General features: G+C 65.2%; 26 protein-coding genes. 19 read left to right on the top strand and 7 right to left on the bottom strand.

The window, feature by feature from the left end:
- Positions 1–11: 11 nt before the first annotated feature.
- From E8F06_RS20760 to ureC, 5 genes are all read left to right on the top strand, one after another.
- Positions 12–851, top strand: a complete 840-nt coding sequence (locus E8F06_RS20760; protein WP_280370551.1) for an urease accessory protein UreD — start codon at positions 12–14, stop codon at positions 849–851.
- Complete coding sequence (gene ureA / locus E8F06_RS20755) at positions 851–1,153, top strand: urease subunit gamma (protein WP_077523691.1); 303 nt, start codon at positions 851–853, stop codon at positions 1,151–1,153. Before E8F06_RS20760 ends, ureA begins: the two co-directional genes overlap by 1 nt.
- Before the next feature lie 8 nt (positions 1,154–1,161).
- Entirely contained in the window at positions 1,162–1,662 is a 501-nt protein-coding gene (locus tag E8F06_RS20750; RefSeq protein ID WP_280370549.1) for an N-acetyltransferase family protein, read from the top strand.
- 4 nt (positions 1,663–1,666) lie between these two features.
- On the top strand, positions 1,667–1,972 hold the full coding sequence (locus tag E8F06_RS20745) for an urease subunit beta (protein ID WP_280370548.1): 306 nt from the start codon (positions 1,667–1,669) through the stop codon (positions 1,970–1,972).
- 108 nt (positions 1,973–2,080) lie between these two features.
- On the top strand, positions 2,081–3,781 hold the full coding sequence (gene ureC, locus E8F06_RS20740; RefSeq protein WP_280370546.1) for an urease subunit alpha: 1,701 nt from the start codon (positions 2,081–2,083) through the stop codon (positions 3,779–3,781).
- A gap of 99 nt (positions 3,782–3,880) precedes the next feature.
- Here ureC and E8F06_RS20735 read toward each other — a convergent pair whose 3' ends face one another.
- The gene (locus E8F06_RS20735) at positions 3,881–4,411 is read right to left on the bottom strand and encodes a transposase (RefSeq protein WP_280370544.1); all 531 of its coding nucleotides are present in this window, start codon (positions 4,409–4,411) and stop codon (positions 3,881–3,883) included.
- Positions 4,412–4,725: 314 nt separating this feature from the next.
- Between E8F06_RS20735 and E8F06_RS20730 the strand changes: the two genes are divergently transcribed.
- Complete coding sequence (locus tag E8F06_RS20730) at positions 4,726–4,971, top strand: type II toxin-antitoxin system Phd/YefM family antitoxin (RefSeq protein WP_179062377.1); 246 nt, start codon at positions 4,726–4,728, stop codon at positions 4,969–4,971.
- Positions 4,961–5,245, top strand: coding sequence for a type II toxin-antitoxin system RelE/ParE family toxin (locus tag E8F06_RS20725; protein WP_280370542.1), 285 nt, complete (start codon positions 4,961–4,963; stop codon positions 5,243–5,245). Before E8F06_RS20730 ends, E8F06_RS20725 begins: the two co-directional genes overlap by 11 nt.
- Before the next feature lie 18 nt (positions 5,246–5,263).
- Here the strand turns inward: E8F06_RS20725 and E8F06_RS20720 are convergent, their stop codons facing one another.
- Together E8F06_RS20720 and E8F06_RS20715 are read right to left on the bottom strand one after the other, a co-directional pair.
- Positions 5,264–5,530, bottom strand: coding sequence for a DksA/TraR family C4-type zinc finger protein (locus E8F06_RS20720; protein ID WP_280370540.1), 267 nt, complete (start codon positions 5,528–5,530; stop codon positions 5,264–5,266).
- Between the two features lie 97 nt (positions 5,531–5,627).
- Positions 5,628–6,494: an oxaloacetate decarboxylase gene (locus tag E8F06_RS20715; protein WP_280370538.1), complete on the bottom strand. Its 867-nt coding sequence runs from the start codon at positions 6,492–6,494 to the stop codon at positions 5,628–5,630.
- Between the two features lie 185 nt (positions 6,495–6,679).
- Between E8F06_RS20715 and E8F06_RS20710 the strand changes: the two genes are divergently transcribed.
- The 3 genes from E8F06_RS20710 to E8F06_RS20700 all read left to right on the top strand — a co-directional run bounded on the left by E8F06_RS20710 (position 6,680) and on the right by E8F06_RS20700 (position 8,107).
- Entirely contained in the window at positions 6,680–7,123 is a 444-nt protein-coding gene (locus tag E8F06_RS20710; protein ID WP_280370537.1) for a YqaA family protein, read from the top strand.
- A gap of 140 nt (positions 7,124–7,263) precedes the next feature.
- Positions 7,264–7,617, top strand: coding sequence for a DUF6152 family protein (locus tag E8F06_RS20705; protein ID WP_280370535.1), 354 nt, complete (start codon positions 7,264–7,266; stop codon positions 7,615–7,617).
- Positions 7,618–7,621: 4 nt separating this feature from the next.
- Positions 7,622–8,107: a DUF6644 family protein gene (locus tag E8F06_RS20700; RefSeq protein ID WP_280370534.1), complete on the top strand. Its 486-nt coding sequence runs from the start codon at positions 7,622–7,624 to the stop codon at positions 8,105–8,107.
- Positions 8,108–8,201: 94 nt separating this feature from the next.
- Here E8F06_RS20700 and E8F06_RS20695 read toward each other — a convergent pair whose 3' ends face one another.
- The gene (locus E8F06_RS20695) at positions 8,202–8,471 is read right to left on the bottom strand and encodes a PsiF family protein (RefSeq protein WP_280370532.1); all 270 of its coding nucleotides are present in this window, start codon (positions 8,469–8,471) and stop codon (positions 8,202–8,204) included.
- 117 nt (positions 8,472–8,588) lie between these two features.
- Between E8F06_RS20695 and E8F06_RS20690 the strand changes: the two genes are divergently transcribed.
- The 3 genes from E8F06_RS20690 (at position 8,589) to osmE (E8F06_RS20680) (ending at position 10,888) form a co-directional block, all read left to right on the top strand.
- A complete protein-coding gene (locus E8F06_RS20690) occupies positions 8,589–9,854 on the top strand; it encodes an Hsp70 family protein (RefSeq protein WP_280370530.1) in 1,266 nt (421 codons plus the stop codon).
- A 104-nt stretch (positions 9,855–9,958) separates the two neighbouring features.
- Entirely contained in the window at positions 9,959–10,324 is a 366-nt protein-coding gene (gene osmE, locus E8F06_RS20685) for an osmotically-inducible lipoprotein OsmE (RefSeq protein WP_280370528.1), read from the top strand.
- A gap of 225 nt (positions 10,325–10,549) precedes the next feature.
- Complete coding sequence (gene osmE, locus E8F06_RS20680; protein ID WP_190831909.1) at positions 10,550–10,888, top strand: osmotically-inducible lipoprotein OsmE; 339 nt, start codon at positions 10,550–10,552, stop codon at positions 10,886–10,888.
- A gap of 71 nt (positions 10,889–10,959) precedes the next feature.
- On the opposite strand, the gene E8F06_RS20675 is transcribed toward osmE (E8F06_RS20680), so the two are convergent.
- The gene (locus E8F06_RS20675) at positions 10,960–13,008 is read right to left on the bottom strand and encodes an AsmA family protein (RefSeq protein ID WP_280370527.1); all 2,049 of its coding nucleotides are present in this window, start codon (positions 13,006–13,008) and stop codon (positions 10,960–10,962) included.
- A 284-nt stretch (positions 13,009–13,292) separates the two neighbouring features.
- Between E8F06_RS20675 and E8F06_RS20670 the strand changes: the two genes are divergently transcribed.
- Positions 13,293–13,739, top strand: coding sequence for a phage infection protein (locus E8F06_RS20670; RefSeq protein WP_280370525.1), 447 nt, complete (start codon positions 13,293–13,295; stop codon positions 13,737–13,739).
- Positions 13,740–13,953: 214 nt separating this feature from the next.
- Here E8F06_RS20670 and E8F06_RS20665 read toward each other — a convergent pair whose 3' ends face one another.
- Together E8F06_RS20665 and E8F06_RS20660 are read right to left on the bottom strand one after the other, a co-directional pair.
- A complete protein-coding gene (locus tag E8F06_RS20665) occupies positions 13,954–15,015 on the bottom strand; it encodes a fatty acid desaturase (RefSeq protein WP_280370523.1) in 1,062 nt (353 codons plus the stop codon).
- Positions 15,016–15,023: 8 nt separating this feature from the next.
- Positions 15,024–16,127, bottom strand: coding sequence for a ferredoxin reductase (locus E8F06_RS20660; protein ID WP_280370521.1), 1,104 nt, complete (start codon positions 16,125–16,127; stop codon positions 15,024–15,026).
- A 140-nt stretch (positions 16,128–16,267) separates the two neighbouring features.
- On the opposite strand from E8F06_RS20660, the gene fabR reads away from it, so the two are divergent.
- From fabR to E8F06_RS20635, 5 genes are all read left to right on the top strand, one after another.
- A complete protein-coding gene (gene fabR / locus E8F06_RS20655; protein WP_179062390.1) occupies positions 16,268–16,903 on the top strand; it encodes an HTH-type transcriptional repressor FabR in 636 nt (211 codons plus the stop codon).
- A 171-nt stretch (positions 16,904–17,074) separates the two neighbouring features.
- On the top strand, positions 17,075–17,575 hold the full coding sequence (gene ureE, locus E8F06_RS20650; RefSeq protein ID WP_280370519.1) for an urease accessory protein UreE: 501 nt from the start codon (positions 17,075–17,077) through the stop codon (positions 17,573–17,575).
- Positions 17,572–18,246 (top strand): urease accessory UreF family protein, encoded by a 675-nt coding sequence (locus E8F06_RS20645; RefSeq protein ID WP_280370517.1) that lies wholly within the window; start codon positions 17,572–17,574, stop codon positions 18,244–18,246. The genes ureE and E8F06_RS20645 overlap by 4 nt, the downstream gene beginning before the upstream one ends.
- Before the next feature lie 14 nt (positions 18,247–18,260).
- On the top strand, positions 18,261–18,872 hold the full coding sequence (gene ureG, locus E8F06_RS20640; protein ID WP_280370515.1) for an urease accessory protein UreG: 612 nt from the start codon (positions 18,261–18,263) through the stop codon (positions 18,870–18,872).
- A gap of 80 nt (positions 18,873–18,952) precedes the next feature.
- Positions 18,953–19,525: a HupE/UreJ family protein gene (locus E8F06_RS20635; RefSeq protein WP_280370513.1), complete on the top strand. Its 573-nt coding sequence runs from the start codon at positions 18,953–18,955 to the stop codon at positions 19,523–19,525.
- The last annotated feature ends 324 nt before the right edge of the window (positions 19,526–19,849 follow it).

Genomic DNA, 19,849 nt, shown 5'->3' with positions numbered 1-19,849 from the left:
CGAACGAAGCCATGAACGCACCTGCCAACCCTGCCCTTTTCACCCCCAGCTGGCACGCCGAGCTGGAGCTGGCTTATGCCCTCGATGGCGCCACTACACGGCCCGTGCAGCGCCGCCACAAGGGTCCGCTGCGGGTGCAGAAACACCTGCACGCCGAGGGCCCGCAGGTGTGCCAGCACATCATTGTCCACCCGCCCGGCGGCATTGCCGGTGGTGATCGTCTCGACCTGACCGCACGCGTTGGCGAAGGCGCCTGGGCGCAGCTCACCACCCCCGGCGCGGCCAAGTGGTATCGCGCCGCCAGCCCGGCGTTCCAGGAGGTCGAACTCAAGGTCGAAGCCGGAGCCACACTGGAGTGGCTGCCGCAGGAAACCATCGTCTACTCCGGTGCCCGCGCCGAACTGGCCACCCGCATCGAACTGGCCGACGACGCCCAGCTGTTCTACTGGGACATGGTCGCCCTCGGCCGACCCGCTGCCGGCGAGCGTTTTGCCGAAGGTCACTTCCAGGCCCATCTGGATATCCGCCGCAACGGCACCTTGATCTGGCACGAACGCCAGCGTGTCGAAGGTGACGACGGCCTCCTCGATTCCCCCATCGGCCTCGCTGGCCAGCCGGTATTCGCGACCCTGATCGTCACCGGTGAAATCGACGCCCACCTGCTCGAACGCTGCCGTGAACGCCCCTGTGCCGGTCGCGGCGACCTGACCCAACTGCCCGGCCTGCTGGTGGCCCGCTGCCTCACCGCCGAGGCGCTGCACGCCCGCGCCTGGCTGATCGACCTCTGGCGCCTGTTGCGCCCTGCCTTGCTTGGCCGCGAAGCCAAGCCTCCGAGAATCTGGAGTACCTGATGGACCTCACCCCAAGAGAGAAAGACAAGCTGCTGATCTTCACCGCCGGTCTGGTGGCCGAACGGCGACTGGCCCGTGGCCTCAAGCTCAACTACCCCGAAGCCATGGCGTTGATTTCCGCCGCCCTTCTGGAAGGCGCCCGCGACGGCCAGACCGTGGCCGAGCTGATGCACTTCGGCACCACCCTGCTTTCCCGCGATCAGGTGATGGAAGGGGTGCCGGAGATGATTCCCGAGATCCAGATCGAAGCCACTTTCCCGGACGGAACGAAACTGGTGACCGTCCACCAGCCCATTGCGTGACCACTGCCATGACTTACGACATTCGCGACGCCATTGATGCCGACCTGCCCGGCATCCTCGCCATCTACAACGACGCCGTGGAGAACACCACGGCGATCTGGAACGAAACCCTGGTGGACCTGGCCAACCGCCGCGCCTGGTTGGCCGACCGCACAGCCGCGTGCTTCCCGGTGCTGGTAGCGGTGGACCCAGCGGGCGATGTGCTCGGCTACGCCAGCTATGGCACCTGGCGCACCATCGAAGGCTTCCGCCACACCGTGGAGCATTCGGTGTACGTGCGCGGCGACCAGCGCGGCCAGGGCCTCGGCCCCGCGTTGATGCAGGCGCTGGTCGAGCGCGCGCGCCAGGCCGACCTGCACGTGATGGTCGCCGCCATCGAGAGCGAGAACACTGCCTCCATCCGCCTGCACGAGCGCCTCGGCTTCGTCACCACCGGGCAGATGCCCCAGGTGGGGCGCAAGTTCGGCCGCTGGCTGGACCTGACCTTCATGCAACTGATCCTGGAGTGACGCGATGATCCCCGGCGAATACCAGATCCAGGACGGCGAGATCGAACTCAACGCCGGCCGCCCCACCCTGAGCCTCTCCGTGGCCAACACCGGCGACCGCCCGATCCAGGTCGGCTCGCACTACCACTTCTTCGAATCCAACGACGCGCTCGCCTTCGACCGCGCCAGCGCACGCGGCATGCGCCTGAACATTCCCGCAGGCACCGCCGTGCGCTTCGAGCCGGGCCAGAGCCGCGAGGTTGAGCTGGTGGAACTGGCCGGTCTGCGCCGCGTGTATGGCTTCGCCGGCCGGGTGATGGGCGAGCTGTAGAAGCCCTCGAAATTCGTAGGATGGGTAGAGCGGAGCGAAACCCATCAACCCCAACAACGATGGGTTACGCCACTTCGTGGCTAACCCATCCTACGGACAGGATCCACGATGAAAATTTCCCGCCAAGCCTACGCCGACATGTTCGGCCCCACTGTCGGCGACAAGGTGCGCCTGGCCGACACTGACCTCTGGATCGAAGTCGAGAAGGACTTCACCACCTACGGCGAAGAAGTGAAGTTCGGCGGCGGCAAGGTGATCCGCGACGGCATGGGCCAGAGCCAGTTGCTGGCTGCGGACGTGGTCGACACCCTGATCACCAACGCCCTGATCATCGATCACTGGGGCATCGTCAAAGCCGACGTCGGCCTCAAGGACGGCCGCATCAAAGCCATCGGCAAGGCCGGCAACCCGGACATCCAGCCCGACGTCACCATCGCCGTGGGTGCCAGCACCGAGGTGATCGCCGGCGAAGGCATGATCCTCACCGCCGGCGGCATCGACACGCACATCCACTTCATCTGCCCACAGCAGATCGAAGAAGCGCTCATGAGCGGCGTCACCACCATGATCGGCGGCGGCACCGGCCCGGCCACCGGTACCAACGCCACCACCTGCACTTCGGGGCCCTGGCACATGGCGCGCATGCTCCAGGCCGCCGACGCCTTCCCGATGAACATCGGCTTCACCGGCAAAGGCAACGCCAGCCTGCCGGAACCGCTGATCGAGCAGGTGAAAGCCGGCGCCATCGGCCTGAAGCTCCACGAAGACTGGGGAACAACCCCGGCTGCCATCGACAATTGCCTGTCGGTCGCCGACCTGTACGACGTGCAAGTGGCGATCCACACCGACACGCTGAACGAATCGGGCTTCGTCGAAACCACCCTCGGCGCGTTCAAGGGCCGCACCATCCACACCTATCACACCGAAGGCGCCGGCGGCGGCCACGCTCCGGACATCATCAAGGCCTGCGGTTTCACCAACGTGCTGCCCAGCTCGACCAACCCGACCCGGCCCTTCACCCGCAATACCATCGACGAGCATCTGGACATGCTCATGGTCTGCCACCACCTGGACCCGAGCATCGCCGAGGACGTGGCCTTCGCGGAGAGCCGTATTCGCCGCGAAACCATCGCCGCCGAAGACATCCTCCACGACCTCGGCGCCTTCAGCATGATCAGTTCCGACAGCCAGGCCATGGGCCGTGTGGGCGAAGTCATCACCCGCACCTGGCAGTCCGCCGACAAGATGAAGAAACAGCGCGGCGCCCTGCCCGAGGACGCGCCGGGCAACGACAACTTCCGCGCCAAGCGCTACATCGCCAAGTACACCATCAACCCGGCCATCACCCACGGCATCAGCCATGAAGTGGGCTCGGTGGAAGTGGGCAAGTGGGCCGACCTGGTGCTCTGGCGCCCGGCCTTCTTCGGCGTGAAGCCGACGCTGATTCTCAAGGGCGGGGCCATCGCCGCGAGCCTGATGGGCGACGCCAACGCCTCCATCCCCACCCCGCAACCCGTACATTACCGCCCGATGTTCGCCAGCTTCGCCGGCAGCCGCCATGCAACCAGCCTCACCTTCATCAGCCAGGCGGCATTCGAGGCAGGCGTGCCGGAGCAGTTGGGATTGCAGAAGAAAATCGGCGTAGTGAAGGGCTGCCGTGACGTGCAGAAAAAAGACCTTATCCACAACGGCTACACCCCAACCATCGAGGTCGACCCGCAGAACTACCAGGTGAAAGCCGACGGCCAACTGCTCTGGTGCGAGCCGGCAGACGTGCTACCGATGGCGCAGCGGTATTTCCTGTTCTGAGTCGGCCAGGCGGGCCTGGTAGGTTGGTCAGAGCGCAGCGAAGCCCAACAAAGCAGATTTCGAGGCCGCCACGTTGGGCCTCGCGTAGCTCGGACCAACCTACATAAGGCGTTCACCGAAGGTTCCTTCACCCGGGTCGCACGCCCAATCGGCGCTCATCACACCGGCGCGAATGTATTTGTGGATGGATGAATACGGCCAATCCGCGGCGCGCTGAACATGCCCGTGCTTCACCGGGTTGATATGGATGTAATTGACATGCTGGGCGAAATCCCGCTCATCCCGGATCTGATGCTCCCAGAAACGCCTCTGCCAGATAGTGCGTTCCCGTCTGTCTCGTTTCGACTGACTCACCCAGCTTTGCTCGGGCAGCAGGCGGGAGAAAGTCCCTTTGATTTGCCGCCAGCGCAGCGAAAAATCAGCATCACCTTCCGGCAGCACCCAAATCGCATGCAGGTGCTCAGGCAAGACGACCATGGCCGATATCTCAAAGGGATGCCGCTTCTTCACTCGCCGAAAGGCGAAGCGCAGAACATCAACATGCTCCGTCAGCAGCCGCTGCGAGCGATCCGCCAGATTGACCGTGAAGAAAAACGTGCCGCCCGGCACGAAAGCGCGTCGATAGCGCATGGCATTGCCCTCCCTGGTGTGAACGCCAGGCGGGCAGTCTAGGAAGCATGTGACAAGGAATGCTCTGAGACGCCTGAAGGGAAAGGCACAAAAGGAAGTCCGATCGGGTACAGGATCGTAGGTTGCGGCTGAGCTAAGCGAAGCCCAACACTCGGTCCCGCCAGCAACTCCAATCGTTGGGCTTCGCTGCGCTCTGCCCAACCTACGGGTTCGAACCCTTTCTGAGTCGGGACGATTCTTCCTGTCGGCAACCCCAGCTTGAGTTAAAACCATAAAAAGACCAGAATTTGGCTCCAAATACAGGAGCCAAATTCATGCAAAGCGTACTTGCCAATGTTGCCGTCAGCGTTTCCGAGCTGAAGAAAAATCCCTCGGCCGTGGTGTCTGGCGCCAAGGGTGCGCCTGTGGCTGTTCTTAACCACAACAAGGTCATGGCCTACATGGTTCCGGCTGAAACCTTTGAGGCACTGATGGAGTATCTGGACGATCAGGCACTGGCCGAAATCGTCCGCAGCCGTGCCCACGAGAAGGGAGTTAAAGTCAGCCTTGATGACCTATGAACTGGAGTTCCTGCCCTCGGCGCTGAAGGAATGGCGCAAGCTCGGCGATACCGTCCGGGCACAATTCAAGAAGAAGCTGAAAGAGCGGCTGCAACGGCCGCGGATCCAGGGCGATGCACTGCACGGGATGCCCGACTGCTTCAAGATCAAACTCCGGACCGCCGGTTACCGCCTGGTGTACCGGGTCGAAGACCAACGCATCACCGTGGTGGTGATCGGCGTTGGCAAGCGCGAAGGTGGTGCGGTTTACGACAAAGCCAAAGGCCGCTTGTAAACCTGCAAAGCGCCTGCCTCAACGCAACTGACTATCCTTGCTACCCCGCCGGTTGTACCCGGTAAAGGCCGCATTCTCCTTGTCGTGCTCGGTCTGGCAGGCGACGCACAGGTGCACGCCGGGGATCGCCTTGCGGCGGGCTTCGGGGATGGGGGCGTCGCACTCTTCGCAGTGCGTCAGGCTTTCGCCCTTTGGCAACTGGTTGCGCGCGCGCTGGATGGCATCTTCGATGGTGCTGTCGATCTGTTCCTGGACGGCGCCATCGCCGGCCCAACCACTGGCCATGCTGACCTCCCGCTTGCTCAGGGCTCAATGGAAGATTTGTGCTTTCTTCCGGCCTTTTGCAAGGGGGGCGGTCGTCAGGCGACAAGTGGAGGTCGCGCTACTCCTTCACGTTCATGAATTCCTCGGCCCAGACGATGTAGTCCTCGGGCAAGGTGTACTTGTGGGTCAGCTCGGTGGCGTTGAGCTCGGTGCCAGTGACGACCTGGCGCTGTTCGCGCAGGCAGTCGTAGGTGGCCTTGATGGCAGCGAAGTAAGCCGCGTGGCCGTTGACCACGATGCGCACGCCAAGACTGGCGAGGCGTTCGTTGTCGCGCAGCTTGGGGTTGCCGTAGGTGACCAGCATCAGCGGGATGCTCAGGTGTTCGGCGATCTTTTCCAGGTGCTCGAAGTCGGCCACGCCGACCATGCAGATGCCATCGGCGCCAGCGGCTTGATAGGCCTTGGTGCGCTTGATCACTTCTTCGGTGCTGAGCACGCCGGCGTTGGTGCGGGCGATGATGGCGAGGTCCGGATCGACGCGCGCTTCCAGAGCCGCGCGGATCTTGCCCACGCCTTCTTCCACCGGGATCAGGTCGGTGGACTTGCGGCCGAACTGGGCCGGCAGCAGGGTGTCCTCGATGGTCAGCGCGGCAATGCCGGCGCGCTCCAGTTCGACCACGGTACGCATTACGTTGAGGGCGTTGCCGTAGCCATGGTCAGCATCGGCGATCACCGGCAGGCGCGAAACGCGGCCGATACGGGTGGCCTGTTCGACGAATTCGCTGAGGGTGATCAGGGCGAAGTCAGGTGCGGCCAGCACCTGCAAGGAAGCGACCGATCCGCCGAGGATGCCGACTTCGAAACCGAGGTCAGCAGCGATACGGGCGGACATGGGATCGAACACCGAGGCGGTGTGAAAACAGGAATCCGAGTCCAGCAGCGCACGAAAGGCCGTGCGCAACTCGTGATGAGAAGCTCTACGCATAAAGGCACCAAAGATCAGAGGGGGGTCAGGATGAAGCCGGCTCCGTAACTCTGGAGTCGGCGCCCCCGTTTTTCCATTGTCAGACTGCGCCCATTCTAACGGATCAGCCTTTCAATTCGCTTACCGGCTTGTCCGCTCGTGCCGGGCTCGCCACACTGGCGCCCCCTTTTCCCGAGGCACCCCGCGTGCTGGTACTTACCGCCTACCTGGGCCTGTTCCTGTCCGCCTTTGGCGCCGCCACCCTGCTGCCCCTGCAATCGGAAGCGGTGCTGGTCGGGTTGCTGCTGGCCAAGGCCCATCCGGCATGGGCGCTGGTGGCCGTGGCGACCTTCGGCAATGTGCTGGGCTCGCTGCTGAACTGGCTGCTGGGTCGTTATGTCGAGCACTTCCGCGAACGCCGCTGGTTCCCGGTGAAACCGGCGCAGATGGAGCGGGCGCAGGCCTTCTACCACCGCTACGGACGCTGGTCGCTGCTGCTGGCCTGGGTGCCGGTGATCGGTGACCCGCTGACTCTGGTGGCCGGGGTGATGCGCGAGTCCTTCTGGGTGTTCCTGGCGCTGGTGACCCTGGCCAAGGCGGGACGCTACCTGGCGCTGACGGCGTTGACCCTGGGATGGAGCACCCTGTAGGAGCGAGCTCTGCTCGCGAAGCGGTTCGCGAGCAAGCTCGCTCCTACCCAGCGCCGCCTTTGTGTTTCGGGATACTGCCCGGGCGGCGACAAGCTGAACGAGGACCTACTCTTTCCGGGTCGCTGCCTGGAAGCCACCCCATGAGAAAGCTCGCCCTGCTCATCGCCTTCTTCACCCTGGTGCTCGGTGCTACCGCTGCCTTCGCCCACCACGGCTGGAGTTCCTACGATGCGGACAAGACCCTGACCATCGAGACACCGGTCAAGACGCTTTCCTATCGCAATCCCCACGCTCACATCACCGTCGACTACGAAGGCCGCGAATGGCACGTGGTGCTGGCCCCCCTCAGCCGCATGGAGTCGCGCGGGCTGCCGGAAAAGGACCTGGCACCGGGCAAGACGGTGACGGTGGTCGGCTACCCGCGCAAGGACGGCACGGCGGAGATCCGCGCAGAGCGGGTGATCGTCGACGGACGCACCGTGGAGCTGCGCTGAGGCGGTGATAGAGCTCGTCCTGCCCTGGGCGGAACAACTGGAGGCTTCGCCCTTCGGCGCGCTGATGCGCGAGTCCACGCTGTTCTACCCGGCGGCCAACCTGCTGCACCTGCTCGGCCTGGTGATGCTGCTGGGCTCCATGCTGCTGCTCGACCTACGCCTGCTCGGGTTCGCCCGCGAAGTGCCGCTGCTGGAAGCCTCGCGTCGCCTGACGCCGATCGGCATCGCCGGGCTGCTGCTCCAGCTGGCCACCGGTTTCTGCCTGTTCGCTGCCGACGCCACCCCTCTCACGGGCAACTGGCTGCTGCAGCTCAAGCTGGCGCTGGTGGGTATCGGGATCGCCAACGCGCTGCTGTTCCGCGCCTGCTGGGCAAGGCAACTGGCCGACTGGGACCGGCAACCGCCCCTTGTGGGACGGCTGCAGGTGGCGTTGTCGATCCTGATCTGGTGTGGGGTGATGTCGGCTGGGCGGCTGCTGGCCTACGTCTAGATCGGCGTCGAGCGAAGTGAAACCCACGGTGCCAATGACGTCCATCGCCGCGTTGGGCTTCGTTCCTCTGCCCAACCTACACGCGAACCATGCGCTAATCCTTCTTCAGGCACTGACTCATGAAGGCCTTGCGCTCGTCGCCCTTCAGGGCCTTTTCCGAAGCATCCTTGTTGCAGGCCGTCATGCGTTCCTGCTGGGTCATGCTCAAGCACTTGCTCATGAAGGCTTTGCGTTCGTCGCCCTTGAGGGCCTTGGCCGAAGCGTCGGCATTGCAGGTCTTCATCTTTTCCTGCTGGGTGGCGGCGAAGCCCTGGCCGGCGGCCAGCAGGGCGATGAACATCACGGGCAGGCATAGTTTCTTCATGGAAGGGTCTCCCTGTTTATCCACAAGGGCAGTCTAGCCAGCGCGACGAACTGTGCCGGACAACCTGATTCCGCTCGCGTAAACTGCGCGGCCGTTTTTTTCCGGAACACCCGCGACATGAACAACGTCCTCTCCGCCCAGGCCCTGGGCATCGACTTCGGAACCTCCAACTCCACCGTCGGCTGGTGGCGCCCGGACGTGGAGCCGCTGATCGCCCTGGAGGACGACAAGTTCACCCTGCCTTCGGTGGTGTTCTTCAACACCGAGGAACGTCGCCCGGCCTATGGCCGCCAGGCACTGCACGAGTACCTGGAAGGCTACGAAGGCCGCCTGATGCGCTCGCTGAAGAGCCTGTTGGGCTCGCCCCTGCTCAAGAGCGAAACCACGGTGCTGGGCAGTGCCATGCCCTTCAAGGACCTGCTCGGCCTGTTCATTGGCCAGCTCAAGCAGCGCGCCGAAGCCGCCGCAGGCCGGGAGTTCGAGCAGGTGGTGCTGGGCCGCCCGGTGTTCTTCGTGGACGACGATCCGGAAGCCGACCTGGAAGCCCAGAACACCCTGGTCGCCGTGGCGCAGAAGCTCGGTTTCAAGGACGTCTCCTTCCAGTTCGAACCCATCGCCGCGGCCTTCGACTACGAGCGCGGCATCGAACGTGAGGAACTGGTGCTGATCGTCGACATCGGCGGCGGTACCTCGGACTTCTCCCTGGTGCGCCTGTCGCCCGAGCGTCGTGAAGTGGCCGAGCGCCAGGACGACATCCTCGCCACCGGCGGCGTGCACATCGGCGGGACGGACTTCGACAAGCAGCTCAGCCTGCAGGGCGTGATGCCGCTGTTCGGCTACGGCAGCCGGATGAAGAGCGACGCGCTGATGCCCACCAGCTTCCACCTGAACCTGGCCACCTGGCACACCATCAACGCCGTGTACGCGCAGAAGTCGCAACTGGCGCTGAAGAACATGCGCTACGACATCGTCGACGCCACCGGCATCGACCGCCTGTTCAGCCTGATCGAGCAGCGCGCCGGCCACTGGCTGGCCATGCAGGTGGAAGATAGCAAGATCGAGCTGACCGAGGCGCAGAGCCGCCGCATCGACCTGGCGCGCGTCGAGCCGGGGCTGGACGTGAAGCTGACCCGAGCCCTGTTCGAGAGCGCCATCGACGACCTGCTGGTACGCATCCGCGCCAGTGTCGATGCCCTGCTGACCCAGGCCGGCGTGCGCGCCGACCAGGTAGACACCCTGTTCTTCACCGGCGGCTCCAGCGGCATCCCGGCACTGCGCCAGAGCGTCGCGGCGATGCTGCCCAATGCCCGCCAGGTGGAAGGCAACCTGTTCGGCAGCATCGGCAGCGGCCTGGCCATCGAAGCGAAGAAACGCTACAGCTGACCGTTCATCGGCAAACCCGCGCTCCACCGCTGGTCGGAGCCGACCAGCGGTCTAGGCTCAATCCCATCGCGGGGCCCTCCCGCGCTATATAGGGACGATCCGCCATGAGCAAGCACGCGCTGATCCTGGGCTGCGCCCTGGCCGCCCTGGCCGGGTGCGCCAGCAAGATGGAAAACCCCACTGACTACTACACCTACCGCGATCAGCCGCTGGTCAAGCAGGTGGAGGAAGGCATGAGCGAAACGCAGGTGCGCAATATCGCCGGGCCGCCCTCTTCTTCCGTTCGCCGCAAGGTCAACGCAGGTCTCTGCAACAACTACATCCTCAACCAGGAAGGCCACCAGCAGGCCTACCACGTCAGCTTCGACGGCAGTGGCCGGGTGCAGGATAAGGGCTTCATGAGCTGCGAGCAGCGGGAACAGGTCGAGCGCGAGAAGGCGCAGAAGAAGACCGAGCACGGCGGTTATTGACCAACCTGATACAGGCCCGCCTGGCGCGCCCCATCAGTTCGCCATCACTCAGCCTGGAGGCCTCGTCAGCCGCGGCCTCCAGGCCCACCAACCGGCATGGCGCCAGCTGCTGGCGCAATGCCGTCCATCGCCTGCTCCGTTTCGGGGCATTCTCGGGCGAACTCTCCCCACTCTCCGATGTTCCAAGCGCAGTGTTTCAACTGCGTTAACCCACGAGGACCCATGATGTACAAGCAAGCGCTTGTCATGGCTTGTGCCCTGGCATCAATGGCGGGCTGCGCCAGCAAGTTAGAAAACCCGACGGACTACATCACCTTCCGTAACCAGCCCCTGGTGGAGGATGTCGAACCCGGCATGAGCCGACAGCAGGTGCTGATCATCGGCGGCCGCCCCTCTTCCGTCGTCCAGCGCAGCGTGCACCCGGGTTCCTGCAACAACTACATCCTCAACGAGAAAGGCCACCAGCAGCCTTACCACATCAGCTTCGACAGCACCGGCCGGGTCCGCCACAAGGGCTTCATGACCTGCGGCCAGCGCGAGCAGGCGGAGCGCGACCAGCTCTGAGTCACGCCTAGCTGCTGATTGAAAAAGCGCTAACGATGCATTGGCAACGCAGGTAGTTTTTCAACGGCCTGCTAACGCTTGCGCATCTGCTGCAGCAGCGTCGCACAGGTATTGCCCTCCTCGCCACCAGCCGCCGGCGCCACCAGTGCCAACAGGGCCGCCGCCGGTGCCACCGCCACACCCAGCGCCAGCATGCCCGCCCCGCGAACCATCAGCGGCACCGTCTGTACCCCAGCCTGGGGATTCTTGAAGGTTCCGCGCACGTAGAGCGGCGAACGCAGGGAAAACAACCGCACCCCCTTGGACTCCGGCGTAACGCGCAGGTCCAACCGTTCGTTGCGGAAGTTGGCGTTGCCGTCGATCTGCACCAGCGCATTCTCGGTATCGAAGACGAACAGCCGCGGCGTCATCAGCCCGTCTTTCAGGCCCAGGTCCGCCGCCGCGCAGTTGATCTTCACCTCATCGTCGCCGAACAGCCGGCCCACCACGTAGTTACCAACGTTGAGCCCGGCGATCTCCATCAGGTTGCGGCTGATGGTGCCGTCATTGACCAGCATCTGCAGGTTGCCGTTGGCGGTACCCAGCAGGGCCGCCACCGAATTGCCGGTGCCGGACAGGTCCGCCGTGCCGTTCAGCTCGCCCAGGCTGTTGCGCATGGCCTGGACGTTGGGAAACAGCTCCTTGAGCTTGAAGTGACGGGCCTTGAGCTGGGCCCTGCCAGTGAGCGGCGCGCGGCGCCCATCCAGGCGGACGACGGCGTCCAGGTTGCCACCGGCCACGCCGAAGCGCAGGGGGTCCAGGCTGAGCTGGCCATCGTCGAGCAGCACATGAGTAGACAGGTCGGTGACGGGCAGTTTCTCGCTGTGCTGGATGCGCTTGCCGGTAAAGCGAACATCGGCGTCCATCGTCCGCCAGCGCTCGGTGCGGAATGCTTCGACCGGCAGCACCTTGTCCGCCGGCTGGCGCGTGGCGACGCCTCTGGCCTTCTGACCGGCGCTGGAGTCGGCACCGATCAGCGGCGCCAGGTCAGCGAAGCGCAGTTGCTCGGAAGTCAGGGTGCCGGAAAGTTTCGGTCGGGGCTGGCTGGCGACATAGGTGAGGTCGCCATGGATATCGCTGCCGCCGATGCGGCCGTTGAAGCCCTGGTAGTGGAACTTCGCCCCTGCGGGCTCATTCAGGCTGGCCACCAGCCGGCCATCGGTGGAATAGGCCGGCGTCTCCGGCAGCGTGAGGCCGGTGAGGGGATAGAGCTGGGCCAGGCTCTTGCCGGACAGCTGCAAGCGCAGGTCCAGGGCGCCCAGCTCGCGCGGATCGGTCAGGGTGCCCAGCAGGACGATGCGGGTGTCGCCGGCCCTGATCTCGGCCTGCAGCGGGAACGGCAGGTCGGCATTCTGCAGCGCCAGCAGGCCACCTACCTTGCCTTTGCCATCCAGCGGTTGCCCCTTGTAGCTGCCCTTGGCCTGCCAGCCGAAGGCGTAATCCTGGGCGGTGACCGTTGCCGGCCTGGCGCCCTTGGCTGGCAGCAGTTCGCTGAACGGGATCGGCTTGCCGAGGGGGTCGATGACCAGGTCCAGGCGGGTGCCGGTCTGGGCGTCATCCACCTGCACCTGCCCCTTGTCGAAACCGATGGTGCCGATGTCCAGGGTCCAGCCGGAGGGTTGTTGCGCTTCGCCTTCCGGCTTGGTCGGCAGCTCGAAGGTCCAGTTGTTGCGACCGTCGGCCAGGCGACGAACGCTGGCCCGCGGGCCACCCAGTTCGATGCGCGGAATGCTCAGTTGCTGCCAGAGCAGGGGCAGCGGCGCGATGCGGAATTCCACCCGGTCGAGGCTGACGAAATCGCCACCCTTGGCCCATTCCGGATTTCCCAGGCGCAGCTTTTCAGCAGCGAAGTGCGGCCAGGGCACCAGTGCGCGCCAGCCACCCTCGCCTTCCTCGCGTTGCCAGATGACGCGGAGGTCCCCTTCGATGGCGAACTCGCGCCCCAGCTCGGCGGACGCCCGCTCGTTGAGCGCGGGCTTGATGCGGTTCCAGTCGAAGGTGGCGACCAGCACCAGCAGGGCCGCCAGCAGCAGCACCAGCGCCAGGACCGTCCTGGCCAGGATGCGAAGACCTCGTGTCATGTACTTCTCCCCTTTAACCACGACAACCCCTGGGAGGCTGTGTGAAGTCCATGCCTTATCGACCCACGAACGCGCCGAGATGCTCCATTCAATGACCTGGCTTTCATTGCCGGAGCCCCGCGAAGCGGCCTTAAAAATACCGCAAGAGCTTGATTATAAAAGCCTCTTCACAACATCAATGACGTTGATGTTCTCTATCGGGAGTGATCACTTTTTAATCGACGCCCCATCCGTAAGATTGGCTCCGTACCCAGTTTCCAGCCCCCATCGAGGAGCCCACGATCATGAAAACCCAAGCCTTCGCCGCCCTGTTCATCGCCGCCCTGAGCACCAGCGTGTTTGCCCTGCCGTCGGATTCCCAGCCGGTTCTGGGCGAGTCGAAGGAAGGCACCTACATCCAGGTCATCGACCCGGTTGCCGCTGAAGGTAGTTTCATGGTCCTGGACCGCGTGGCTGAAGGTGGTTCCGACCGTACCGCTGCCAACCGCGTCGCTGAAAGCGGCTCCGACCGCACTGGCGCCAACCGCGTAGCCGAAAGCGGTGCCGACCGCACCGGTGCCAACCGCATCGCTGAAAGCGGTGCCGACCGCACCGGCGCCAACCGCGTCGCCGAAAGCGGTGCCGACCGCACTGGCGCCAACCGCGTCGCCGAAAGCGGTGCCGACCGCACTGGCGCCAACCGCGTCGCCGAAAGCGGTGCCGACCGCACTGGCGCCAACCGTATCGCCTGATCGCACACTGCAAAACCTCAAAGCCCGGCAAATGCCGGGCTTTGTGTTTATGGGCGCTCATACCCTGTAGGGGCGAATTCATTCGCCAAGGGGCGCAACGCGGCCCCGTAGGTTGGTCCGAGCAGAGCGAGGCCCAACGAAGCATCGCTCGACCCCGCACCGTTGGGCTTCGCTGCGCTCTGCCCAACCTACAAGAGCGCATTCATTCGCGAAATCACGCCAACCGGTACTTCCAGATGCGCTTCATCACGCTGCCGAACTGCACCGACAGCCGCCCGCTGTTGTAGACCTGCCCATACCGCCCGGCGATCTCCCGCACCACCTTGGCCATCTCGGCATAGCGCCGCGCCGGCAGGTCGGGGAACAGGTGATGTTCGATCTGGTGGCTGAGGTTGCCGGTGAGGATATGGAACAGCGGCCCGCCTTCCAGATTGCTGGAGCCCCGCAGCTGACGCAGATACCAGTGTCCCCGACTCTCCCCTTCCAGCACCTCGGGCGGGAATACCGCCGCGCGCTCGGTGAAGTGGCCGCAGAAGATTACGGTGAAGGTCCACAGGTTGCGGATCAGGTTGGCCAGCAGGTTCCCCGCCAGCACCGCCGTCACGCTGCTCCCCACGAGCAGCGCCAGGAGGGGAAAGACCAGGTAATCCTTGGCCGACTGGCGCAGCACCTTGGCGTTGAACTGGCGCAGGCGCGGGCGCAGCTCATCGCGGCTCATGCGGCCCTTGAAGTACTGGTCCAGGCGCAGGTGCTGCACCGCCACCGAGTACTGGAACAGCACCGCCTGCAGCGTCACCCATAGCGGTTGCCAGCGGTAGAAAGGCCTCCAGCGCTGTTCGGGGAAGAGCCGCACCACGCCATAGCCCACATCGTCGTCCTTGCCCAGCACATTGGTGTAGCTGTGGTGGATGTGGTTGTGGGTATGCCGCCAGAAGTCCGAAGGTCCGGCGATATCCCACTCATAGCGGGAGCCACGCAGCTCGGGGTCGTTCATCCAGTCGTACTGGCCATGCATGACGTTGTGGCCCAGCTCCATGTTCTCGAGGATCTTGCCCAGACCGAGCAGGGCCACGCCCAGCAGCCAGGTGGGCGGGAACCAGCCGAGCAGCAGAAGCGCGCGGCCGCTCCAGCAGCAGACGCGCACGGCTGTGCGGATACGGCGGATATAGCGGGCATCACGTTCGCCCAGATCATCCAGAGTGCGCTGGCGCAGGGCATCCAGCTCGGCGCCGAAGGCATCGAGTTCGGCAAGGGTGAGTTCGCGGTCGAATCGCATCGCAAGTCCTAGAGTTCCAGTTCCACATCGCCTACCGGCGCGCTGACGCAGAGGCGGATCGGCAGCCCCGGTCCGTGGGTCATGGCACCGGTGCGCAAGTCACGCACGCTGCCTGCCAGGAGCTGACAGGTGCAGCCGGTGCAGATGCCCTGGCGGCAGCCGTGGGGCGGACGCAGGCCATGGGCTTCGGCCTGGTCCAGCAGATTGGCGACGCTGTTGCCGGGCAGTTCCCGATGGGAGCGAGCGAAACGCAGGCGCACCGCCTCCCCCACTTCGGCGGTCGACGCCGGGGCAGTGAACGCCTCCCATTGCAGACGCCCCTCGCGCGGCTCGGCCTGCCACCAATCGCGCACACCCGTGACGAATCCGTGGGGTCCGCAGGCCAGCAGGCTGTGAGCCGGCAGCCCGGCCAGGTGATCCGCCTGGAAGCGTCCGGCCAGCTCATCGGCCTCCGCCGCCTCGCCGCTGATGGCCCAACGCACCTGGAAGTTGGGGTGGCGCGCCATCAGCCCCTGCAACTCCTCGCTGAAGGCGCGCTGGGCGCGTTGGCGCACGTAATGCAGCAGGGTCACCGGCGCGGTGAAGCCACGAGCCAGAGCCTGGCGCAGCAGGCCAAGCAAGGGCGTGATGCCGCTGCCGGCGGCCAGCAACAACACCGAGGAAGCATTCTGCGGCCAATCCAGGTCGCCCTGGGCCGGGTCCAGCTCCAGCACGGAGCCGACTTCCAGCCGATCCAGCAGCCAGTTGGACAGCCGCCCTTGCGGCTGGCGCTTCACCGCCAGTTCGAGGCGCCCGTCCTCCTGCACGCTCACCAGGCTGTAGCTGCGACCCTGGCGCACGCCATCCAGCTCCAGGTAGAGGCGTACATGCTGGCCGGGCCGCCAGCCACGGGCGTTGCCATTGGTGCGCAGGCCGATGGCAAGCATGTCTTCAGCCACCCAGCGGCGGGATTCGACACGGGCGAACACGCGGTTGAGGCGCAGAACCGGATGTACGCGGCGCAGCAGGCAGTCCAGGTCGGCTTCCTGCAGCCAGCCGCCGCCGGCCAGCGCGCGCAAGGGGCCCAGCGCGGGGCCGAATTGGCGCGCCAGGGAGAGAGGTACGAGGGGCATGACAAGACTCTAGTGAACACTCGTGCACTAGGCTGCCCGAAGACTCGAATCACAGTCAACAGTTGTTCACTGAAGCAGGTTCGACGCCCGCGAAGCCCTTTTGCTAGAGTGCGCCGCACATTCGCCAACGGCCGCGCCCCATGACCCAACGCTCGGAACAGAAGCAGCAGACCCGCCACGCCCTGATGGATGCCGCGCGCCTCCTGATGGACAGCGGCCGTGGCTTCGGCAGCCTGAGCCTGCGGGAAGTGGCGCGCAACGCCGGCATCGTGCCCACCGGCTTCTACCGCCACTTCAACGACATGGATGAGCTGGGCCTGGCCCTGGTCGAGGAGGTGGGCGAAACCTTCCGCGCCACCATCCGCAAGGTGCGCCAGAACGAGTTCGAGCTGGGCGGCATCATCGAAGCCTCGGTGCGCATTTTCCTCGATGCGGTTGCCGCCAACCGTGGCCAGTTCCTCTTCCTCGCCCGCGAGCAGTACGGCGGCTCGCAGCCCGTGCGTCAGGCCATCGGCGCCCTGCGCCAGCGCATCACCGACGACCTGGCCGCCGACCTCAAGCTCATCAACCGCATGCCGCAACTGGACGAGGAAGGCGTCGACCTGGTGGCCGACCTGGTGGTGAAGACCGTATTCGCCACCCTCCCCGAGCTGATCGACCCGCCGGCGGACAACCTGCCGCCGCACCTCCTGCCCGCCGCCAAGATCACCCAGCAGCTGCGCTTCATCATGATCGGCGGCAAGCACTGGCTGGGACCGGGCCAGCCGAAAAACTGACCGGATCGCCAGCATCCGCGCACTGCATCGGTGCGCTGCGCACCATCGCGGACCAGCCACACGCCCCACAGACAGGCACAGCACCGCGCAAGGCCCGGTGAACGGGCGTCCGGCCATTTTGGCAAGGGGCTTGCTCGGCATCCCGGCATTGCACACTGCCGGACCCACCCGATGCTGGTCATCCACGAACGAATAGAAGCCCGGTCGAGCTGGGACGACGAGCTGCTGCTGACCTATGAAGCGCGCAGCAAGAGCCGCTTGCGCTGCTTCACGGCAAAAGGCGAAGACGTCGGCCTGTTCCTCGAACGCGGCCAACCGCCCCTGCGCGACGGCGATTGCCTGCGCAGCCAGGATGGCCGCGTCGTACGAGTCAGCGCGCGCCCGGAAGCCCTGCTCCACGTCACCTGCGCCAGCGCCTTCGAACTGACTCGCGCCGCCTACCACCTGGGCAATCGCCACGTCGCCCTGCAACTCGGCGATGGCTGGCTGCGTCTGCTGGACGACTACGTGCTCAAGGCGATGCTCGAACAACTGGGCGCCACGGTGGAAAACATCGAAGCCGGCTTCCAGCCCGAACACGGCGCCTACGGCGGTGGCCATCACCATTCCCATCAGCTGGAAGCCGACTTCAGCTACGCGCCACGCTTGCATCAGTTCGGTGTGCGCACGTGAACAAGGCTTGGCAGCTACTGAGACTCGCCAGCCCCCAGCTGCCCATCGGTGGCTACAGCTATTCCCAGGCACTGGAGCTGGCGGTGGACTCGGGCCTGGTGCATGACCCCGACAGCGCCGCCCGCTGGATCAGGGATCAGCTGCTGCTCAACCTTGCGCGCTTCGAGGCACCCCTGCTGCTGGCCCATTGCGAGGCAGCAGCACGGGACGACTGGCGCGAACTGAAGGCCCTGGCCGAACGTCACCGCGCCAGCCGCGAAACCCGTGAGCTGCAGCTGGAAAGCCGGCAGATGGGGTATTCCCTCCAGCAGCTGTTGAACGACCTTCCCGAACAGGACGAGGCCGCACGCACCCTGTGCGCCGAACTGGAAGAGCCCGGCCTGGCCGTGGCCTGGGCGCTGGCCGCAAGGGCCTGGGCCATCACCCCGCAGGACGCCCTGGCCGCGTGGCTCTGGGGCTGGCTGGAAAACCAGCTGGCGGTGCTGATGAAGACCCTGCCACTGGGCCAGCAGGCCGCCCAGCGCCTGACCTCCGCACTGCTGCCCTGCCTGGAGCAGGCGCAGCGCGAAGCCAGTGAAATCCCCCCGACCCGCTGGGGCAGCGCCGCGTTTGGCCTGGCCCTGGCGAGCATGGCGCACGAGCGCCAATACAGCCGTCTGTTCCGTTCCTAGGAGATACACAGCACATGAACAGCCAACCCCTGCGCGTCGGTATCGGCGGCCCGGTAGGTTCCGGCAAGACCGCCCTCACCCTGGCCCTCTGCCGCGCCCTGCGCGAGCGCTACAACCTGGCGGTGGTGACCAACGATATCTACACCCAGGAAGACGCCCAATTCCTGGTACGCAACGAGGCGCTGGCGCCGGAACGCATTATCGGCGTCGAGACCGGTGGCTGCCCGCACACCGCGATCCGCGAAGACGCCTCGATCAACCTCGAAGCCGTAGAGCAGCTCAATCGCCGCTTCCCCGGCCTGGACCTGATCCTGGTCGAATCCGGCGGCGACAACCTGTCCGCCACCTTCAGCCCGGAACTCTCCGACCTGACGATCTACGTGATCGACGTTTCCGCCGGCGACAAGCTGCCGCGCAAGGGCGGCCCCGGTATCTGCAAGTCGGACCTGCTGGTGATCAACAAGGTGGACCTCGCGCCCATGGTCGGCGCCTCGCTGGAAGTGATGGACCGCGACGCCCGCAAGATGCGCGGCGAGCGCCCCTTCGTGTTCAGCAACCAGAAGGTCGGCCAGGGTCTCGACGAGATCATCGCCTTCATCGAAAAGCAGGGCCTGCTGACTCATTAATTCCCCTCTCCCTCTGGGAGAGGGGCCGGGGGAGAGGGAGGTTTTCCCCACTCTCGTTCTCATGTGAAAGGAGCTTCACCATGAACTTGCGCAAGTCGCTCTTCGCCATTGCCCTGTTTCTCACCCCGGCCCTGGCCTTCGCCCACGCCGGCCACGACCATTCCGGCCTGATGGCGGGCGTCGCCCACCCGGTTACCGGCCTCGACCACCTGCTGGCCATGCTCGCCGTCGGCCTCTGGGCGGCACAACAGCAAGGCTCGGCGCGCTGGGCACTGCCGCTGACCTTCGTCGGCACCATGTTGCTGGGGGGCCTCGCCGGATTCGCCGGTGTGGAAATGCCGCTGATGGAAACCGGCATCGCCGGCTCGGTACTCGCCCTCGGCCTGCTGGTGGCCGTGGCCGTGCGGCCGCCGCTGTGGCTCGCCATGGGTCTGACCGCGCTGTTCGCCCTGGCCCATGGCGTCGCCCACGGCCTGGAGCTGCCGGACCTGGCCAGCCCCTGGGGTTATGCCGCCGGGTTCGTCGCGGCTACCGCCACCCTGCATGCCGCCGGCTATGGCCTGGTTCGCGCCCTGCCGCAGGCCGCTGCGCCCCTGGTGCGGATTGCTGGTGGTGTTTCCGCTGGCGCCGGAGTGTGGTTGCTGGCGGGCTAGCACGCCCGGTCACCAAACCCTGTGGGGGCGATTTCAATCGCTAAGCAGACCGCAGGTCTGCCATTCGGCCTCGCAAATTGGCGCAGCTGCGCTGCCCTTTGCGAATGAATTCGCCCCCACAAGAAAAGCGCGATGCCCCCAGGCGGCATTGCTGGTGGTCTCTCGGCCGGGGCCGGAGTGTGGTTGCTGGCGGGCTAGCACGGCCTGTCACCCAACACTGTGGGGGCGATTTCAATCGCTAAGCAGACCGCAGGTCTGCCATTCGGCCTCGCAAATTGGGGCAGCTGCGCTGCCCTTTGCGAATGAATTCGCCCCCACAAGAAA

This window comes from Pseudomonas sp. BN411, assembly GCF_029871235.1.
GTDB lineage: Bacteria > Pseudomonadota > Gammaproteobacteria > Pseudomonadales > Pseudomonadaceae > Metapseudomonas.
The sequence above is the reverse complement of the archived record's forward strand: the minus strand, read 5'-3'. Positions and strand labels throughout refer to the sequence as shown.

Excerpts from the sequence above, each read along its gene's own strand:
- E8F06_RS20760 (WP_280370551.1), top strand. The coding sequence starts at position 12 with ATGAACGCACCTGCCAACCCTGCCCTTTTCACCCCCAGCTGGCACGCC.
- ureA (WP_077523691.1), top strand. The coding sequence starts at position 851 with ATGGACCTCACCCCAAGAGAGAAAGACAAGCTGCTGATCTTCACCGCC.
- E8F06_RS20750 (WP_280370549.1), top strand. The coding sequence starts at position 1,162 with ATGACTTACGACATTCGCGACGCCATTGATGCCGACCTGCCCGGCATC.
- E8F06_RS20745 (WP_280370548.1), top strand. The coding sequence starts at position 1,667 with ATGATCCCCGGCGAATACCAGATCCAGGACGGCGAGATCGAACTCAAC.
- ureC (WP_280370546.1), top strand. The coding sequence starts at position 2,081 with ATGAAAATTTCCCGCCAAGCCTACGCCGACATGTTCGGCCCCACTGTC.
- E8F06_RS20735 (WP_280370544.1), bottom strand. The coding sequence starts at position 4,411 with ATGCGCTATCGACGCGCTTTCGTGCCGGGCGGCACGTTTTTCTTCACG.
- E8F06_RS20730 (WP_179062377.1), top strand. The coding sequence starts at position 4,726 with ATGCAAAGCGTACTTGCCAATGTTGCCGTCAGCGTTTCCGAGCTGAAG.
- E8F06_RS20725 (WP_280370542.1), top strand. The coding sequence starts at position 4,961 with ATGACCTATGAACTGGAGTTCCTGCCCTCGGCGCTGAAGGAATGGCGC.
- E8F06_RS20720 (WP_280370540.1), bottom strand. The coding sequence starts at position 5,530 with ATGGCCAGTGGTTGGGCCGGCGATGGCGCCGTCCAGGAACAGATCGAC.
- E8F06_RS20715 (WP_280370538.1), bottom strand. The coding sequence starts at position 6,494 with ATGCGTAGAGCTTCTCATCACGAGTTGCGCACGGCCTTTCGTGCGCTG.
- E8F06_RS20705 (WP_280370535.1), top strand. The coding sequence starts at position 7,264 with ATGAGAAAGCTCGCCCTGCTCATCGCCTTCTTCACCCTGGTGCTCGGT.
- E8F06_RS20695 (WP_280370532.1), bottom strand. The coding sequence starts at position 8,471 with ATGAAGAAACTATGCCTGCCCGTGATGTTCATCGCCCTGCTGGCCGCC.
- E8F06_RS20690 (WP_280370530.1), top strand. The coding sequence starts at position 8,589 with ATGAACAACGTCCTCTCCGCCCAGGCCCTGGGCATCGACTTCGGAACC.
- osmE (WP_280370528.1), top strand. The coding sequence starts at position 9,959 with ATGAGCAAGCACGCGCTGATCCTGGGCTGCGCCCTGGCCGCCCTGGCC.
- osmE (WP_190831909.1), top strand. The coding sequence starts at position 10,550 with ATGTACAAGCAAGCGCTTGTCATGGCTTGTGCCCTGGCATCAATGGCG.
- E8F06_RS20675 (WP_280370527.1), bottom strand. The coding sequence starts at position 13,008 with ATGACACGAGGTCTTCGCATCCTGGCCAGGACGGTCCTGGCGCTGGTG.
- E8F06_RS20670 (WP_280370525.1), top strand. The coding sequence starts at position 13,293 with ATGAAAACCCAAGCCTTCGCCGCCCTGTTCATCGCCGCCCTGAGCACC.
- E8F06_RS20665 (WP_280370523.1), bottom strand. The coding sequence starts at position 15,015 with ATGCGATTCGACCGCGAACTCACCCTTGCCGAACTCGATGCCTTCGGC.
- E8F06_RS20660 (WP_280370521.1), bottom strand. The coding sequence starts at position 16,127 with ATGCCCCTCGTACCTCTCTCCCTGGCGCGCCAATTCGGCCCCGCGCTG.
- fabR (WP_179062390.1), top strand. The coding sequence starts at position 16,268 with ATGACCCAACGCTCGGAACAGAAGCAGCAGACCCGCCACGCCCTGATG.
- ureE (WP_280370519.1), top strand. The coding sequence starts at position 17,075 with ATGCTGGTCATCCACGAACGAATAGAAGCCCGGTCGAGCTGGGACGAC.
- ureG (WP_280370515.1), top strand. The coding sequence starts at position 18,261 with ATGAACAGCCAACCCCTGCGCGTCGGTATCGGCGGCCCGGTAGGTTCC.
- E8F06_RS20635 (WP_280370513.1), top strand. The coding sequence starts at position 18,953 with ATGAACTTGCGCAAGTCGCTCTTCGCCATTGCCCTGTTTCTCACCCCG.